The organism is Actinoplanes philippinensis (genome assembly GCF_900113015.1).
In the GTDB taxonomy this organism is placed as follows: Bacteria; Actinomycetota; Actinomycetes; order Mycobacteriales; family Micromonosporaceae; genus Actinoplanes; species Actinoplanes philippinensis.
Genome location: NZ_FONV01000016.1, coordinates 206,206 through 221,151, shown reverse-complemented (window position 1 = coordinate 221,151; position 14,946 = coordinate 206,206). Strand labels below are relative to the sequence as shown.

The following is a 14,946-nucleotide window of genomic DNA, read 5'->3' as shown; positions in this document are numbered from 1 at the left end:
TCACGATCAGGCAAGCCAGGACGAGCCCGTATCACTCACCCCTGCCGCCGGCCGGTAGCAGGAAAAACTGCTCCACCGAACCGGGGGAAACTCACGGGGACCGTTGACGTCGCCTGCAGGAACGCGAAAGACACTGCGGCCTCGCTGGTCCTGGATGTGAAAGTGCAGCCGTACGAGGACGGACGTACAGTCGGCAGCGTCCTGGTCTCGTTCCAGCACGTCGCACGGAACATCGATCTGGGACGGGATCTCCGGCTCGATAGCTGATAGCTCATCTGAGAGAAGAACGGGCACCTTCTCGATGATGGCGGTCGTGGTCCCGTCCGCCTCGCGGAGTTGCACCTCGATCTGCCCGGGCCATTCGGCGTCCACCCAACGCACGAACTCGACTTTGACGTAGTTCACGCGGCATATGGTCAACCGCGCAGCGTCGCGCGGCAACATTGTTCGCTCAAGCCCGTACTCAACTGCCGCAGAAAACGCGCGTTGGATCCCGTCGTCGCCCGCGCCCAGCACGCTAGGCAGCATGCACCGTAGTCGCCTTTCATGACGCAGTGATCTCGTCCGCGGCGGCGTCGGGGTGGAGCGGGAGGTTAAACGACAAGCTGAGCGGCGACGCCGTGCGTCGTCTGCCCGATCCCGATCCGGGTCATCGTGCCCGCCGACGTCCGGGGCTTCCTCGCGCCGATCCCGCCCGGCCTGGAGGACTCCTTGATCGCCGTCAACCTCCCCGGTTGCCGCTGCGCGGCTGGCGTGACGTGTCGCAGGACACCCGGTCTCCGGGGATCGCGTCGATCCGCACGGCTTGACGCGGACAAGTTTTATCCGAGTAGGATCGCAGACAAAAGTTGTCCGAGTTGAGGAGTCGAGTCATGCGCGTGGTGGTCGCCGGTGGAACCGGGCTCATCGGGTCGAAGGTCGTCGGATTGCTGCGTGCGCAGGGCCACGATGTCCTGCCCGCCTCACCCGAGACGGGGGTCGACACGATCAGTGGTCAGGGTGTGAGCGAAGCACTCGAGGGAGCTGACGCGGTCGTCGACGTGACCAACAAGATGGTCTTCGAGCCCAAGGCCATCCTGGACTTCTTCGCCACCTCGACCAGGACGCTGCTGGAGGCCGGCCGGGAAGCGGGCGTCCGGCATCACGTGGTGTTGTCGATCGTCGGCACCGACCGGCTCTCGCACCCCGGTTACCTGGACGCCAAGGCCGCGCAGGAACACCTCGTCACCCAGTCGGGCACCCCTTTCACCATTGTGCGGGCCACGCAGTTCTTCGAGTTCCTCACGACCATCGGCGCCGGTTTCGCTCAGGGCGACGCCATCGTGCTTCCCGCCGCGGACCTTCAGCCGATCGCCGCCGCGGACGTGGCCGCCACCCTGGCGGAGGTCGCCACGTCCGCGCCGCTCGACGGCGCGCTGGAGATCGCCGGCCCGGAGCGTGCGCCGTTCGCCCGGTTCATCGGTCCGGCTCTGGCGGCGCAGGGCGACAGCCGGCCGATCCGTCAGGACGCCGGGGTCGGCTATTTCGGGGTGCCGATCGTTCACGATTCGCTGGTGCCGGTGGGTGAGGCGCGGATCGCCCGGACGAGTTTCGAGGACTGGTCGGCCACCCACGCCTTCTGACCGCAGCCCGCCCGACTCCACTCTGCCGAAAACCCATGAGCGACCGCTCACCACAGTCCCGGGAGACATCGTGACCACCGACCAGCACACCGGCCGGCCCCGCCTCGACCTGCCGAAGGCGGCGCCGCAGGCGGCCCGTGCCCTCTACTCCGCCGATCAGGCCATCCGGACCTCTCCGCTCGACGCCGCCATCCGCGAGCTGGTCAAGTTGCGCGTCTCGCAGATCAACCACTGCGTGCACTGCATCGACCTGCACACTCATGAGGCGCTGGAGCTGGGCGAAACGCCGAACCGTATCTACCAGCTGGTCGCGTGGCGCGAATCGGCGCTGTTCACCCCGGCCGAGCGCGCCGCATTGGATTATGCCGAGGCCGCGACGACGCTGACCGAGCACGGCGTCAGCGACGAGATCTGGGCCGGCGTCCGTGACGTCATGACCGACGAGGAACTCGGCGCGCTGGTCGTCCAGGTGGCCCTGATGAACGCGTTCAACCGCTTCGGCGTCCCGCTGCAGATGCCGGCGCAGGCCCGCGATTGAGCTCACTGTCGGCGCAGCAGGTCGGACGGAACCTGGCCGAACCATCCACCGGTCGTCCTCGACGGCGACCACCGCGGGCGCCGCCGGCCTCGGCTACCGGCGTGAATCGAACTTCGCCGGCGCCACGTCGGCGTCCGGCGCCTCTTCCGCCCGGCGAAAGGCCGGCGAAAGGCTAGTCGCGTAATGGGCTCCGCTGCCCACTCGGCGAATCTCGGGTGGAGTGAAACCGTCGCGGGAAAGCGAATCGATCACGCGGCTGGCCGGACCGTGGCATCGACGACGAAATCAGCGGGGACAGCCGTGACGGCCCAGCGCCCAGCCGGTGACCGAGATAGCTGCGCCGCACGGATGCCGGCGCGAGGTTCGCGCCACGTACGAGTGCCTCGCGGGTTTATCCGGAAAATCAGCGAGAGCCCGGGCGCTGAACAGAAGGTCCAGGTGATTGCGGTGTGGCGTGCCGGGACGGCTGCCGGTGACCGTTTGGTCATCGTGGTCGATCACCAGCACGTCGGTCGCATGATCGCTCAGAACGCGAGCCGCCGGCAGGCTGGCGACGCCGGCGCCGAGCACGACCGCCGAGCCGATCTGGCCGGGCGGAATCGGCGCCGGAAGGGCGGGCGCGCGGGGGAGCCCGCGCCGTTTCGTGGAAAAGCTCGAGGAATTGTCGGCCGACCCGACGACAAGCTACTTGGATAAGATATATCCGAGTGCTGTAGGCTGGGGCGGTGAAGATGTCCGGGGGCGTTGAGTGGGCCCTGCACTGCTGTACGCTGCTCAGCCGAGCTTCGCAGCCGGTGCCCGCGGTCAAGTTGGCGGAATATCACGACGTCTCGCCGAGCTATCTGGCCAAGCAGCTCCAACTCATGTCGCGGGCCGGCCTGGTGCGGTCGACTCAGGGGAATGCCGGTGGGTATGTGCTGACGCGCGACGCCGCGGCGATCACTGTGCTGGACGTCGTCGAGGCGATCGACGGTGTGCTGCCGGCGTTCCGGTGCACCGAGGTGCGGCAGCGCGGCCCGCTGGCGACCCCGGCCGAGCAGTGCGCCGATCCGTGCGCGATCGCCAAGGTGATGGACTCCGCCGACCGGGCGTGGCGGGATTCGTTGCGTGCGGTCACGATTGCCGACCTCGTCGCCGACGCCGATCGGCAGATTCTGCCCGGGGCTGTCGAGCGTGCCAGGGCCTGGCTGGCGTCTTGACGTGGTGCACCAGGCGGCCGGGCATCCGGAGGTCCGCCTGGTGCACTGTCCGGCAGGCGGTTGCGTCCGGTGGGTGGAGTGGCCGGCGCTCTCGCTGCCCGAGTCCCGGATCGTCGGCGGCCCGGTGTGGGCGGACCCGGCTCATCCCGGTTGCGCCGGCTGGCGGGCGTCTCGTTGTCCGGGTGAGGTCTACCGCCGGTCGCCGCAGGCTGTTAGCGTGCCAACAGTTGGTGCGCAAACCATTGGTGCACCAAGCGCAGCCCGTTCGGGGGCGGCGTGGTGAGTCGTGCCGGCGCGCTGGTGGATGCGGGGTGATCGGCTTGCCGGTCGCCGGCCCGAGCGCATAACCGGCCAGAAATGCGCAGGCGGGGGGTCCATCGGATCGCCCGCCATTCGGCATTCCCTTTTCCGTGCGGGTGCGCAATCACGGGAAACTCGTCGGAAATGCCGTCGACATCGGACTGGTCGGTGAGTTCTTTCTAACGCCACGTTGTTCCGGATGACACGACCCCGAAACATGCGACTTCTTGACTGGGTCTCGCAACAGCCGCTTGACCTGGGCAAGGAGGCATCGCCGATGCCGGAACGGTATGTGCTGGCGCGCTGGCCCCACGGCCCGCAGCAGAGGATCTATTCACCGTCCACGGTGGTGGAAGACTATTTCACCGCCGGGCAGGAATACGCGGTCGACGAATTCGTGAATCGTTGCCGCGAGGCATTACGAATCGCGAGCGACCGGGTTCAGGCCGCCTACGGATTCCCCTGCTCCAACGCCGCACGATCGCTGGCCCTGGTCGAACGCAACGCCGCGCGGTACCCCGCCGGTGAGGTGACCGTCGAGGGGATCGAGGCATGAGCACGCACCACACGGTCATCATCGTCGGCGGTGGCCAGGCCGGGTTGTCGATGAGCTGGCACCTGAGCCGGCGCGGCGTCGACCACGTCGTCCTGGAACGCGACCGGGTCGGCCACGAGTGGCGCGACCGCCGGTGGGACTCGTTCTGCCTGGTCACCCCGAACTGGCAGGTCGACCTGCCCGGCTTCGCGTACACCGGCGACGACCCGGACGGGTTCATGTCCGGCGCCGAGGTGGTCGCCCACCTGGAGAGGTACGCGGCCTCGTTCGCCCCGCCGCTGCGGCAGGGCGTCACGGTGACCCGGCTGCGTCGCGGCGCGACCGGGGTCTTCACCCTGCAGACCAGCGCCGGATCGTTCACCGCCGACCAGGTCGTGGTCGCCACCGGCCCCTATCACGAGCCGGCGATTCCCCGGATCGCCGAGCGGCTGCCGACCGGCCTCGCGCAGTTGCATTCCTCGCAGTACCGGCGCCCGGGCCAGCTGCCCGACGGTGACGTGCTGGTCGTGGGCACCGGCCAGTCCGGCGCGCAGATCGCCGAGGACCTGCACCTGGCCGGCCGCCGCGTGCACCTGGCGGTCGGCAGCGCTCCGCGGGCCGCCCGCCGCTACCGCGGCCGCGACACCCTGGCCTGGCTCGACGCCATGGGCCACTACACCAAGGGAGTCGACGAGTTCGGTGACGCCGACGAGGTGCGGCTGCGCGCGAACCACTACATGACCGGCCGCGACGGCGGCCGGGACATCGATCTGCGGGCTTTCGCCCGGCAGGGCATGCAACTGTACGGCCGGTTGCGCGAGATCACCGGCGGCGGCATCACCTTCGCCGGGGATCTCGCCGCCAACCTGGACAACGCGGACGCCGTGGCCGACGGCATCAAGAACGCCATCGACGGCTGGATCAGCGCGCAGGGCATCGACGCCCCGGCCGAGCAGCGCTACACGCCGGTGTGGCAGCCGCCGCCCGGCGAGCGGACCCTCGACCCGGGCGAACTCGGCGCGGTCGTCTGGGCCACCGGCTTCCACCGCGATCACCGCTGGATCCAGGTGCCGGTCTTCGACGGCCGCGGCTACCCCACCCACGAGCGCGGCGTGACCAGTTGCCCCGGCCTGTACTTTCTCGGTCTGCCCTGGCAGTGGACCTGGGGATCGGGCCGGTTCGCCGGCATCGCCCGCGACGCCGAGCACCTGGCCGGCCGGATCACCGCGCCGCGTCGGCTGCGGGCCGCCGAGGACGTCATCTGGCTGGCCGGCACCGCCCCGGAGACGGTCGCGGCATGAACGACGCCCACCGCCACCTCGGCGTCCTGCCCGCCTATCCGTTCTACGGCGGCCCGCCGGTCCATCCGGACACCACCGCCCGCGCCACCATCGACGAGCTGATCGCCGACCTCGACGCCGAAGGCACCGAACGTGCCCTGGTCCTGCCCAACTACGGGGTGCCCGACCCGGAGGTGGCGTTCGGCTTCAACGACCTGGTCGTCGAGGCCGCCCACCGCGACGACCGGATCCGGGCCGGGCTGTGGGTGTCGGCGAAGACCGAGGACACCGAGCGCACCGCCCGGGCCCTGCGCCTGGCCGGCGAACCGGGCGTACGGGCCCTCAAGCTCAGCTTCCTGCTCGGCGGCGGTGTCGAGGACCCCGGCCTGCAGACGATCTTCAAGGCGGCCCGCGAGCACGACCTGACCGTCCACGTGCACACCTCACCCGGCGCCGCCTCGGACATCGACCGGGTCGGCACGCTCGTCGACCGGTTCGGTGACGACGTCCGCATCCACCTGGTGCACTTCGGCGGCGGGATGAGCGCGCACATCAAGCTGATCGGCGGCCGGTTCTTCGACTGGATCACCGCCGGCAAACAGGTCTACACCGACCTGTCCTGGGCCATCGGCTTCGCGCCGCGATGGCTCGCGCACGAGATCGACCGGCGCGGCATCGGCCACGACCGGGTGCTGTTCGCCAGCGACGAACCGTGGGGCGACCACGCCGGGGAATCCGCCCGGCTGCGTGCCGTCGCCGCCGGTTCCGAACTGTCGCAGTCCGTGTTCCACACCAATTTCGACACGCTGTACGGCTAGAAGGAGCCCCCCATGACCGAGCTGACCGAACTCGAGCAGAAGTCCCTCACCGAGATCCCGCACCCGTCACTGCCCGAGGGCTCCAGCCTCTACGGCGCCACCAAGGTCTTCCCCGACTACCAGGCCGAGAACGGCGAGACGTACTTCACCCTGGTGCACGGCATCGCCCACGAGTCGTCGGTGAGTTTCGTGGCGATCCTGCAGGCCACCCGTGCGCTGCGCAAGGGCTTCGAATCGGCGATCTACTTCTACGGTCCGGGCTCGCTCAACGCCCTGGCCACCCGCGGTTTCCCGACCACCGGCACGTCGGCGTTCCCCGGCGAGCACAACATCAACAACTCGCTGAAGACGTTCATCGCCGAGGGCGGCAAGGTGTACTGCTGCCGGTTCGGCCTGTCGCTGCACGGCGCCCGCGAGGAGGACCTGATCGAGGGCGTCATCCCCACCCACCCGCTGGACGTGCAGGACGCGATCATCCACTACGCCCGCAAGGGCGCCATCATCAACTCGACCTACATGATCTGATGTCCATCGACGTTCGTTCCGACCTGGCCGTGCGCGGCGTACGGGTACCCACCCCCGTGCGCCGCCCGGCCGGGGCCGGCCCCAGCGACGACGGCCACGTGCTGATCGACGGGCAGAACGCGGCGCTGCCGATCAACCCGCTCAGCCCCTACGAGGTCCGCGACGACAAGGTGTGGCTCGGGGACGCCGACACCGGCCTGAGCCTTCAGGTCGTACGCCGGCCGCGGTTTTATGATGGTGAGACCGCCGACGGGGTGCCTTATGAGAAGATCGCGCGCCTGCACGGCAGGGACATCCTGGCCACCACCGTCGTGCAGACGTGCATCCGCTACGCCGAGGACCAGCGCTGCCGGTTCTGCACCATCGAGGAGTCGCTGACCGCGGGTGCGACGGTGGCCGCGAAGACGCCGGCCCAGCTCGCCGAGGTGGCCGAGGCAGCCGTGCGCCTCGACGGCATCACCCAGATGGTGATGACCACCGGCACCACCACCGGCCCGGACCGTGGCGCCCGCAACCTGGTCCGCTGCGTGAGCGCGGTCCTGGCGGCCGTGCCCGGCCTGCCGATCCAGGTGCAGATCGAACCGCCCGGCGACCTGCGCGTCATCGACGACCTGCGGGCCGCCGGCACCGCCAGCATCGGCATCCACGTCGAGTCGCTCGACGACGAGGTCCGCCGCCGCTGGATGCCGGGCAAGGGCGCGGTGCCGATGGCCGAGTACGAGGCCGCCTGGGACCGGGCGGTGGCCGTGTTCGGCCGCAACCAGGTCTCCACCTATCTGCTGATCGGCCTCGGCGAGGACCCCGACGACCTGGTCGCCGGCGCCGCCCGTCTGATCGACCGCGGCGTGTACCCGTTCGTGGTGCCGTTCCGCCCGATGCCGGGCACGCTGGCGCGCCGGGACGGAGTCACCGCCCCGGCGCCGTCGCTGGTGCGCGACGTCAGCGAACGTGTGGCCCGGCTGCTGCGCGAGGCCGGCATGCTCGGCGCCGATCAGAAGGCGGGCTGTGCGGCCTGCGGGGCGTGCGGCGTGCTGCAGGCGGCCGGCGGATGAGCGCCGACCTGGTGCCCGCGCTGCTGGGCGCACGGCTGCTCATCGAACGCGCCGACGACACCCGCGACTACCGTGACCTGCGCGCCCGGGTCTTCGTCGACGAACAAGGGCTTTTCGAGGGTACGGATCACGACGACCGTGACGACGACCCGCGCACCGTCGTCCTGCAGGCCCGCGGCAGCCACGGTGAGCTGCTGGGTGGTGTGCGGCTCGGCCCGGCCGGCCCCGGCGACGACATCGGCTGGTGGACCGGCGGGCGGCTGGCCGTGGACCCGGCGGCCCGCGGCGCCCGTGGCATCGGGCCGGCGCTGATCCGGGCCGCCTGCGCGTACGCCGAGAACGCCGGTGTGCTGCGGTTCGACGCCACCGTGCAGCCTCGCGCCGAGCGGATGTTCCGGGCTCTGGGCTGGCACACGATCCGGCCGGTCACCGTCGCCGGCCGCCCGCACGTACTGATGCGCTGGCCGATCACCCGCATCGCCCGGCTCGCCGCGGCCACCAAACAACCCCTCGGATCCCTGGTCGCCGGCCTCGCCCCGCCCGGATGGGTCGGCGACGACGGCGCGCCGGTGCCCGGCTCGGACCTGATCGCCGCCTGCGACGCGATCCTGCCGTCGATGGTGGAACGCGACCCGGACTGGGCCGGCTGGTGCGCGGTGCTGGTCAACATGAACGACCTGGCCGCGATGGGCGCCGTACCGGTCGGGCTGCTCAACGCCGTCGCGGCCCGCGACGCCGCGCTCGCCGGGCGCATCCTCGGCGGGCTGCGGCGCGCCGCCCAGGCGTGGGGAGTGCCGGTGCTCGGCGGGCACACCCAGCTCGGCGTCCCGGCCGCGCTGTCGGCGACCGCGCTGGGCCGCACCGCGCATCCGGTCCCCGGCGGCGGAGGCAGCGCCGGGCAGACCGTACGCCTGACCGCCGACCTGACCGGTGGCTGGCGGCCCGGCTACCACGGCCGGCAGTGGGACTCCACCAGCCATCGCACCCCCGCGCAGCTGCGGGCCCTGCACGGGTTCGTGGCGGCGGCCCGCCCGCCGGCGGCCAAGGACGTGTCGATGGCCGGGATCGCCGGCACCCTCGGCATGCTCGCCGAGGCCAGCGGCTGCGGCGCGATCCTCGACGTGGCCCGGGTGCCCCGCCCGGCAGCGGTGAGCGCGGGGGACTGGCTGACCTGTTTTCCCGGGTTCGCCATGCTGACCACCGGCACCCACCACGTCCCGCCCGTTCCCGCGGTCACCGCCGACTGCGGCGAACTGACAACCGGCAGCGGAGTCCGGCTCCGCTGGCCGGACGGAGAACTCACCGAAGCCGTACCGGCCGGTGTCACACAGTTGGGAACAGCCGCATGAGCATGCTCCGGATGGCCGCGGTCGCCGAGCCCTTCGACCGCGACCTCGACGGCGACTTCGAGCGGATCGCCAAAATCATCGCGGCGGCACGGGCCGAGGGCGTGCGACTGCTGGCGCTGCCCGAAGCCTGCCTCGGGGGTTATCTCGCCGACCTCAACGGCGCCGCCGAGCAGCCGCCCGCGCTGCGCGTCGACGGACCGGAGATCGCCCGGCTCACCGAGCTCGCCGGTGACATGGTGGTGTGTGCCGGGTATTGCGAGGCCGACGGCGATCGCCGCTACAACAGCGTCGTGTGCGTCGGCGGCGGCCGGGTCCTGGGCAATCATCGCAAGGTCCACCAGCCGTTACGCGAGGATGCCAGCTATGCCTCCGGCGACGGGTTCGCCGCCTTCGACACGCCGGTCGGCCGGATCGGCATGCTGATCTGCTACGACAAGGCGTTCCCGGAGTCGGCCCGCGCCCTGGCGCTGGACGGCGCGCAGATCGTCGTGTGCGTCTCGGCCTGGCCGGGCAGCCGCACCGGCGCTCCCGAGAACCTGGCCGACGACCGGTGGACCCGCCGTTTCGATCTGTTCGACCGGGCCCGCGCGCTGGAGAACCAGGTCGTCTGGCTGTCGGCGAACCAGGCCGGCACCTTCGGTAGTCTGCGCTTCGTGTGCAGCGCGAAAGTAGTCGACCCCGGCGGCGACGTCCTGGCCACCACCGGCGTGGTCCCGGGGATGGCGATCGCCGACATCGACGTCACCGCGGCTCTCGAGGCCGCCCGTCGCCACATGGGTCACCTGCGTGACCGCCGCCCGGACACGTACGGATCGTGACGCTCACCCGCATCGCCGCGGCGGCCGCGCACTTCGGCCGCGACATCGACCACAGCCTCGGCCGCATCGGCAAGATCATCTCCGATGCCCGGCTCGCCGGCGCCGCGCTGCTCGTGCTCCCGGACGCGGCCATCGGCGGTTACCTGGCCGACCTGCGTCACCCCGACCCGCACGCGCTGCCCCCGGCCCTGCGCCCCGACGACCCGGCCATCGGCAAGGTCGCCGCCCTCGCCGGCGACATGGTCGTCTGCGTCGGCTACTGCGAGGCTGACGGCGACGACCGGTACAACGCCGCGCTCTGCCTCACCGGCGACGGCATCCTCGGGCGGCACCGCAAGGTGCATCTGCCGGCCGCGGAGACGGCCGCCTACCGTGCCGGTGACACGTTCGCCGCCTTCGACACCCCGGTCGGCCGGCTCGGCATGCTCATCGACTACGACAAGACCTTCCCCGAATCGGCCCGCACCCTGGCCCGCGACGGCGCCCAGATCGTCGCCTGCCTGTCGGCCTGGCCGGCCAGCCTCACCAACGCCGCCCCCAAGATGTCCCAGGACCGGCAATCACGGCTTTTCGACCTGTACGACTGTGCCCGTGCCGCCGAGAACCAGCTCGTCGTCGTCTCCGCCAACCAGACCGGCGCCGTCGGTGGCATGCGTTTCCTCGGCCAGGCCAAGGTGGTCGGCCCGGCCGGCAACATCCTGGCGCGCACCTGGGGCAAAGCCGGCCTCGCCGTCGCCGAGCTCGATGTCACCGCCGAGATCAGCGCCGCCCGCCGGGTGCTGTCCCATCTCGACGAGCTGCGGCCGGAGACCTACCGCACATGAGGATCGCGCTGCTCACCTACTCGACCCGCCCGCGGGGTGGTGTCGTGCACACCCTGTCCCTGGCCGAGGCCCTCGCCGTGCTCGGCCACGACGTCACCGTCTGGACCCTCGGGCGCGGTGGCGGCTTCTTCCGCGACGTCGACCCGCGGGTCCGGCTGGCCGTCGTGCCGTTCCCCGACATCCCGGACGAGGGCGTCGGCCCGCGCATCCTGCGGTCCATCGACCTGCTGCGCCAGGCCTTCACCCCCGGCGAGTACGACATCGTCCACGCCCAGGACTGCATCAGCGCCAACGCCGTCGACCGCTGCGTACGCACCATCCACCATCTCGACCGGTTCACCACGCCGGAGCTCGCGGCCTGCCACGAGAAGGCGATCGTCCGGCCGTACGCACACGTGTGCGTCTCCGCCGCCGTCGCCACCGAGGTCCGCGACGGCTGGGGCATCACCCCCACCGTCATCCCGAACGGTGTCGACGCCGACCGGTTCGCCGCCGCGGCGCCGTCCACCGAACACGGCCGCTACGTCCTGGCCGTCGGCGGCATCGAGCCCCGCAAAGGCTCCATCGACCTGCTCGACGCCTACGCGCTGTTACGGGCCGGCCTGCCCGGCTTGAACCTGGTGATCGCCGGCGGCGAGACCCTGTTCGATTACCGCGACTACCGCACCGCCTGGCAGACGCGTGCCGCCGAACTCGGCGTCCACCCGCGGGTGCTCGGTCCCGTCGATCACGACGCCCTGCCCGGCCTGGTCGCCGGCGCCGCCGCTTTCGCGTTCCCCTCCACGAAGGAGGGCTTCGGGCTGGCCGCCATGGAAGCCCTCGCCGCCGGCGTACCCGTGGTCGTCCGTGATCTGCCCGTGCTGCGCGAGGTCTTCGGCTCCGCCGTCGGCTACGGCAGCGACCCGCACAGCCTGGCCCGTGCTCTGCGTGACGCGATCGGCGAGCCGTCGCCGTCGCGTGTCGCCGCGGGCCGGGCACTGGCCGCCGCGCACACCTGGCGGGCCGCGGCCGAGCAGCACGCGGCGTTCTACAGCACCCTGATGTCAGCCGTTACAGCTGGTTGACACTCCCAACGGCTGCGGCTCAGAGAGCGGCTTGGAGATTCCGGCGCGATCCGGCTGTCTGATCCCACGTGCCTCCGATGGGTTGGCCGGCGACATGGGGATCAGCGGGCACAGTGGCGCGGCGATGCCTGCGGCGCCGGGTCGACCAGGAACACCGAGCCCCACCAGCAGTGCTGCCGGAGCAGTCCGGCGACGACGGATCCCCAGCGGCACGCCGAAGGCGCCGAGTCCCATGCAGGACGCCGAGGGCGGTCCGTCGGCTGCAGATGGCGTGCCGCTGCTGCGCGTACCCCGTCGGGGTTTGTGGGGTCATGGTGCTGGTGGGCTGAGCCGGGGGCGAAGCGGTGGCGTGCGCCCCCGGGCGGTTCAGGGGGCCGGCCTGGTGACGGCGGCGACGATGTCGACTTCGATCAGGAAGTCGGGGGCGAACAGGGTCTCCACGCCGATGACGGTGCTGGCTGGTGACGGTTGATGACCGTCGCGTAGCGCATCGAGGATGTGTTGCAGCAGGTCGGGGGTGTATGCGACGACGTAGATGGTCTCTTTGACGATGTCGGCGCGGGTGGCGCCGGCCGCGGCCAGGGCGATGTCGATGTTGCGGGCGATCCGCGCGGCTTGTCCGGCGTGGTCGCCGGGGGCGACCGGTGTGCCGTGTTCGTCCCAGGCGACTTGGCCGGAGAGGTGGATCAGGGTCCGGCCGGTGACCGTGACGACCTGGCTGATCAGTCCGGGCACGGCGTGCAGGCCGGGCGGGCCGAGGCGGGTGATGGTCATGCCGCGTGCTCCTTCGCGAATCGGGTGGCTGCGTCGGCCTCGTCGGTGGCCCAGGCGACGTGCCCGTCGGGGCGGATCAGGATGGCGGTGGCGTCGCCGAAGGCGCCGGGCGCCCGGTGGTGGACTCGCAGGCGCGGGCCGGCCAGGGCGGACAGTGAGGCGCCGGGGGTGAGATCGGCCATCAGGTACGCGTCGGCGCGGGACAGCGCCAGCAGCTCCGGGTCGCCGACGCGGGTTCCGATGAGCGGATGGGCGTCGGCGCCGGCGGGCGGGTAGGTCACGTCGAGGGCGCTGACCCGGTTCGCGAGCCGGTCGTTGACCTGCGGCAGCGTGGAGATCAGCTCGCTGAGCAGGCCGCGCAGGCTCAGCCCCGGCGGGCTGAACGCGGTCATCAGGGCGACCTGGGCGCGGCTGGTCTCGGTGAGGCTGACGCCGACCGGGTGCCGTTCGGCGTGGTAGGTGTCGAGCAGCCCGGTGGGTGCCCAGCCGTGCAGGGTGGCGGCGAGTTTCCAGCCGAGGTTGGCGGCGTCCTGGATGCCGACGTTCATGCCGACGCCGCCGGCCGGGAAGTGCTGGTGGGCGGCGTCGCCGGCGAGCAGGACACGGCCCTTGCGGTAGGCGGCGGCGAGCCGGGTGGCGTCGCCGTAGCGGGACAGCCAGGCCGGGTCGCGCATGCCGAAGTCGTCGCCGGTCATCGCGATCGTCTTGGCGCGCAGCTCGGCCAGGGTGAGGTCGCCGGGCCAGTCGGTGGTGATGTCGCCGGGGGTGATGCCGACGAGGCGGTGGACGCCGCCGGGCATCGGGACCACCATGAGGGTGCCCTGCGGGCCGAAGTAGCTGAAGCCGGGCACGGGTGGCCGGTCCAGGACGACGTCGCCGAGCCAGCCGAGCACTGTCGACGCGGTGCCGGGGTAGCCGATGCCGGCGGCGGTCCGCACGATGCTGCGGGCGCCGTCGCAGCCGGCCAGGTAGGCGGCGTCGAGCTCGTACCGGCCGTCCGGGCCGTCGACGGCCACGGTGACCGATTCGGCGTGCTCGGTGAAACCGGTGACCCGATGGCCGCGCAGGATCCGGGCGCCGGCGTCGGCCGCGTGGGCTTCGAGGAGTTCCTCGGTGCGGGCCTGGGGCAGGGCCAGGGTGTACGGGAAGGCGCTGTTCAGCCGCCGGAAGTCGAGCCGGGAGTCCAGGACACCGAAGTGGCCGCCGGGCAGCGGCACGCCTTCGTCCAGGAACGGCCGCTGGATCCGGCGGGAGGCGAGCACCTCGAGGGTGCGTGGGTGCACGGTCAGGGCGCGGGAGCGTTCGTCGCGTTCGGTGCGCTGTTCGAGCACGGTGGCCCGGACGCCGGCGAGGTGCAGTTCGGCGGCGAGCCAGAGGCCGACGGGTCCGGCGCCGGCGATGACGACGTGGTTGTTCATGGTGTGTCCTCCGATCGTGTTCCTTGGTCGATGACCAAGGAACAGTGGCAAGTAGAATTGGTCAGTGACCAAAAGGCAAGAGAGTGCGAGGCTCAGCACGTCCGCCGTCGTGCGCGCCGCCGTCCAGCAGCTCGACGACGAGGGCCTGGAGGGCCTGTCCACCCGCGCGGTGGCCGACCGCCTCGGCGTACGGATGAACACGGTGTTGTGGCACGTCAAGACGAAGGCCCGGATGCTGGACCTGATGGCCGACGCGGTCACCGGCGAGGTGTCCCTCGACGGTCTTCCGGACAATCCCGGTCAACGGGTACGGGAGATCGGCCGCCGACTGCGTGCCGCGGCGCTGGCCCACCGCGACGGCGCCGCACTGATCGTCGGCACGTATCCCGCCGAACCGAACACCCTGCGCCTCGCCGAGACACTGATCGGCGCCTGCGTGGACGCCGGGTTGTCCGACCGGGACGCGGCCTGGACCGCGTGGACGCTGATCTACTTCGTGCTCGGGCTCACCCAGGAGGAGCAGGCCGCACCCGGCCCCGAGGAGAACCGCCTCAGCGCCGCCGTGGCAACGGGGGACTTCCCGATGCTGCGCCGCGTCCTGCCGCACCTCGACGTCGGCGCCTTCGACGAGCGGTTCGAGTTCGGACTCGACAACATCCTCGGCCACCTGCGGCGATGAGCGCGCAGCGCGACAGCTGCCGGCTGCGTCCATCGGAAGGGGTTCCGTTGCGAGCGCCCGCAGGGGGTCCAGATTCGGCGGTTGGGAGAGATGAGCGCATGCACAACATTGCATATAGTAGTCAGGTGATTACTTTTTGGTCATGATCCTC

16 protein-coding genes are annotated in these 14,946 nt (G+C 71.2%); 13 read left to right on the top strand and 3 right to left on the bottom strand.

What is annotated here, in order from left to right:
• Window positions 1-6: 6 nt before the first annotated feature.
• Window positions 7-405: a hypothetical protein gene (locus tag BM290_RS37200; RefSeq protein WP_143134060.1), complete on the bottom strand. Its 399-nt coding sequence runs from the start codon at window positions 403-405 to the stop codon at window positions 7-9.
• A gap of 467 nt (window positions 406-872) precedes the next feature.
• Here BM290_RS37200 and BM290_RS37195 point away from each other — a divergent pair, with 467 nt between their 5' ends.
• From BM290_RS37195 to BM290_RS37140, 12 genes are all read left to right on the top strand, one after another.
• Complete coding sequence (locus tag BM290_RS37195) at window positions 873-1,622, top strand: SDR family oxidoreductase (RefSeq protein WP_093620632.1); 750 nt, start codon at window positions 873-875, stop codon at window positions 1,620-1,622.
• Window positions 1,623-1,692: 70 nt separating this feature from the next.
• Window positions 1,693-2,160: a carboxymuconolactone decarboxylase family protein gene (locus BM290_RS37190; protein WP_093620631.1), complete on the top strand. Its 468-nt coding sequence runs from the start codon at window positions 1,693-1,695 to the stop codon at window positions 2,158-2,160.
• A 731-nt stretch (window positions 2,161-2,891) separates the two neighbouring features.
• Entirely contained in the window at window positions 2,892-3,359 is a 468-nt protein-coding gene (locus BM290_RS37185; RefSeq protein WP_177320057.1) for an RrF2 family transcriptional regulator, read from the top strand.
• Between the two features lie 517 nt (window positions 3,360-3,876).
• A complete protein-coding gene (locus BM290_RS37180) occupies window positions 3,877-4,215 on the top strand; it encodes an MSMEG_0570 family nitrogen starvation response protein (RefSeq protein ID WP_239144006.1) in 339 nt (112 codons plus the stop codon).
• Window positions 4,212-5,495 carry an MSMEG_0569 family flavin-dependent oxidoreductase gene (locus BM290_RS37175; RefSeq protein WP_093620628.1) on the top strand — a complete coding sequence of 428 codons (1,284 nt, stop codon included), beginning with the start codon at window positions 4,212-4,214 and terminating at the stop codon, window positions 5,493-5,495. The genes BM290_RS37180 and BM290_RS37175 overlap by 4 nt, the downstream gene beginning before the upstream one ends.
• On the top strand, window positions 5,492-6,292 hold the full coding sequence (locus tag BM290_RS37170) for an amidohydrolase family protein (RefSeq protein ID WP_093620627.1): 801 nt from the start codon (window positions 5,492-5,494) through the stop codon (window positions 6,290-6,292). The genes BM290_RS37175 and BM290_RS37170 overlap by 4 nt, the downstream gene beginning before the upstream one ends.
• 12 nt (window positions 6,293-6,304) lie before the next feature.
• On the top strand, window positions 6,305-6,817 hold the full coding sequence (locus tag BM290_RS37165) for an MSMEG_0572/Sll0783 family nitrogen starvation response protein (RefSeq protein ID WP_093620626.1): 513 nt from the start codon (window positions 6,305-6,307) through the stop codon (window positions 6,815-6,817).
• On the top strand, window positions 6,817-7,869 hold the full coding sequence (locus BM290_RS37160) for an MSMEG_0568 family radical SAM protein (protein ID WP_093620625.1): 1,053 nt from the start codon (window positions 6,817-6,819) through the stop codon (window positions 7,867-7,869). The genes BM290_RS37165 and BM290_RS37160 overlap by 1 nt, the downstream gene beginning before the upstream one ends.
• Window positions 7,866-9,218 (top strand): MSMEG_0567/sll0787 family protein, encoded by a 1,353-nt coding sequence (locus BM290_RS37155; protein WP_093620661.1) that lies wholly within the window; start codon window positions 7,866-7,868, stop codon window positions 9,216-9,218. Before BM290_RS37160 ends, BM290_RS37155 begins: the two co-directional genes overlap by 4 nt.
• Window positions 9,215-10,036, top strand: a complete 822-nt coding sequence (locus BM290_RS37150) for a carbon-nitrogen hydrolase family protein (RefSeq protein WP_093620624.1) — start codon at window positions 9,215-9,217, stop codon at window positions 10,034-10,036. Before BM290_RS37155 ends, BM290_RS37150 begins: the two co-directional genes overlap by 4 nt.
• On the top strand, window positions 10,033-10,860 hold the full coding sequence (locus BM290_RS37145; protein ID WP_093620623.1) for a carbon-nitrogen hydrolase family protein: 828 nt from the start codon (window positions 10,033-10,035) through the stop codon (window positions 10,858-10,860). The genes BM290_RS37150 and BM290_RS37145 overlap by 4 nt, the downstream gene beginning before the upstream one ends.
• Complete coding sequence (locus BM290_RS37140) at window positions 10,857-11,924, top strand: MSMEG_0565 family glycosyltransferase (protein WP_093620622.1); 1,068 nt, start codon at window positions 10,857-10,859, stop codon at window positions 11,922-11,924. Before BM290_RS37145 ends, BM290_RS37140 begins: the two co-directional genes overlap by 4 nt.
• Window positions 11,925-12,290: 366 nt before the next feature.
• On the opposite strand, the gene BM290_RS37135 is transcribed toward BM290_RS37140, so the two are convergent.
• Together BM290_RS37135 and BM290_RS37130 are read right to left on the bottom strand one after the other, a co-directional pair.
• Window positions 12,291-12,698, bottom strand: a complete 408-nt coding sequence (locus BM290_RS37135; RefSeq protein WP_093620621.1) for a RidA family protein — start codon at window positions 12,696-12,698, stop codon at window positions 12,291-12,293.
• On the bottom strand, window positions 12,695-14,116 hold the full coding sequence (locus BM290_RS37130; RefSeq protein WP_093620620.1) for an FAD-dependent monooxygenase: 1,422 nt from the start codon (window positions 14,114-14,116) through the stop codon (window positions 12,695-12,697). Before BM290_RS37130 ends, BM290_RS37135 begins: the two co-directional genes overlap by 4 nt.
• Window positions 14,117-14,180: 64 nt before the next feature.
• Between BM290_RS37130 and BM290_RS37125 the strand changes: the two genes are divergently transcribed.
• Window positions 14,181-14,795: a TetR/AcrR family transcriptional regulator C-terminal domain-containing protein gene (locus tag BM290_RS37125; protein ID WP_093620619.1), complete on the top strand. Its 615-nt coding sequence runs from the start codon at window positions 14,181-14,183 to the stop codon at window positions 14,793-14,795.
• Window positions 14,796-14,946: the final 151 nt, after the last annotated feature.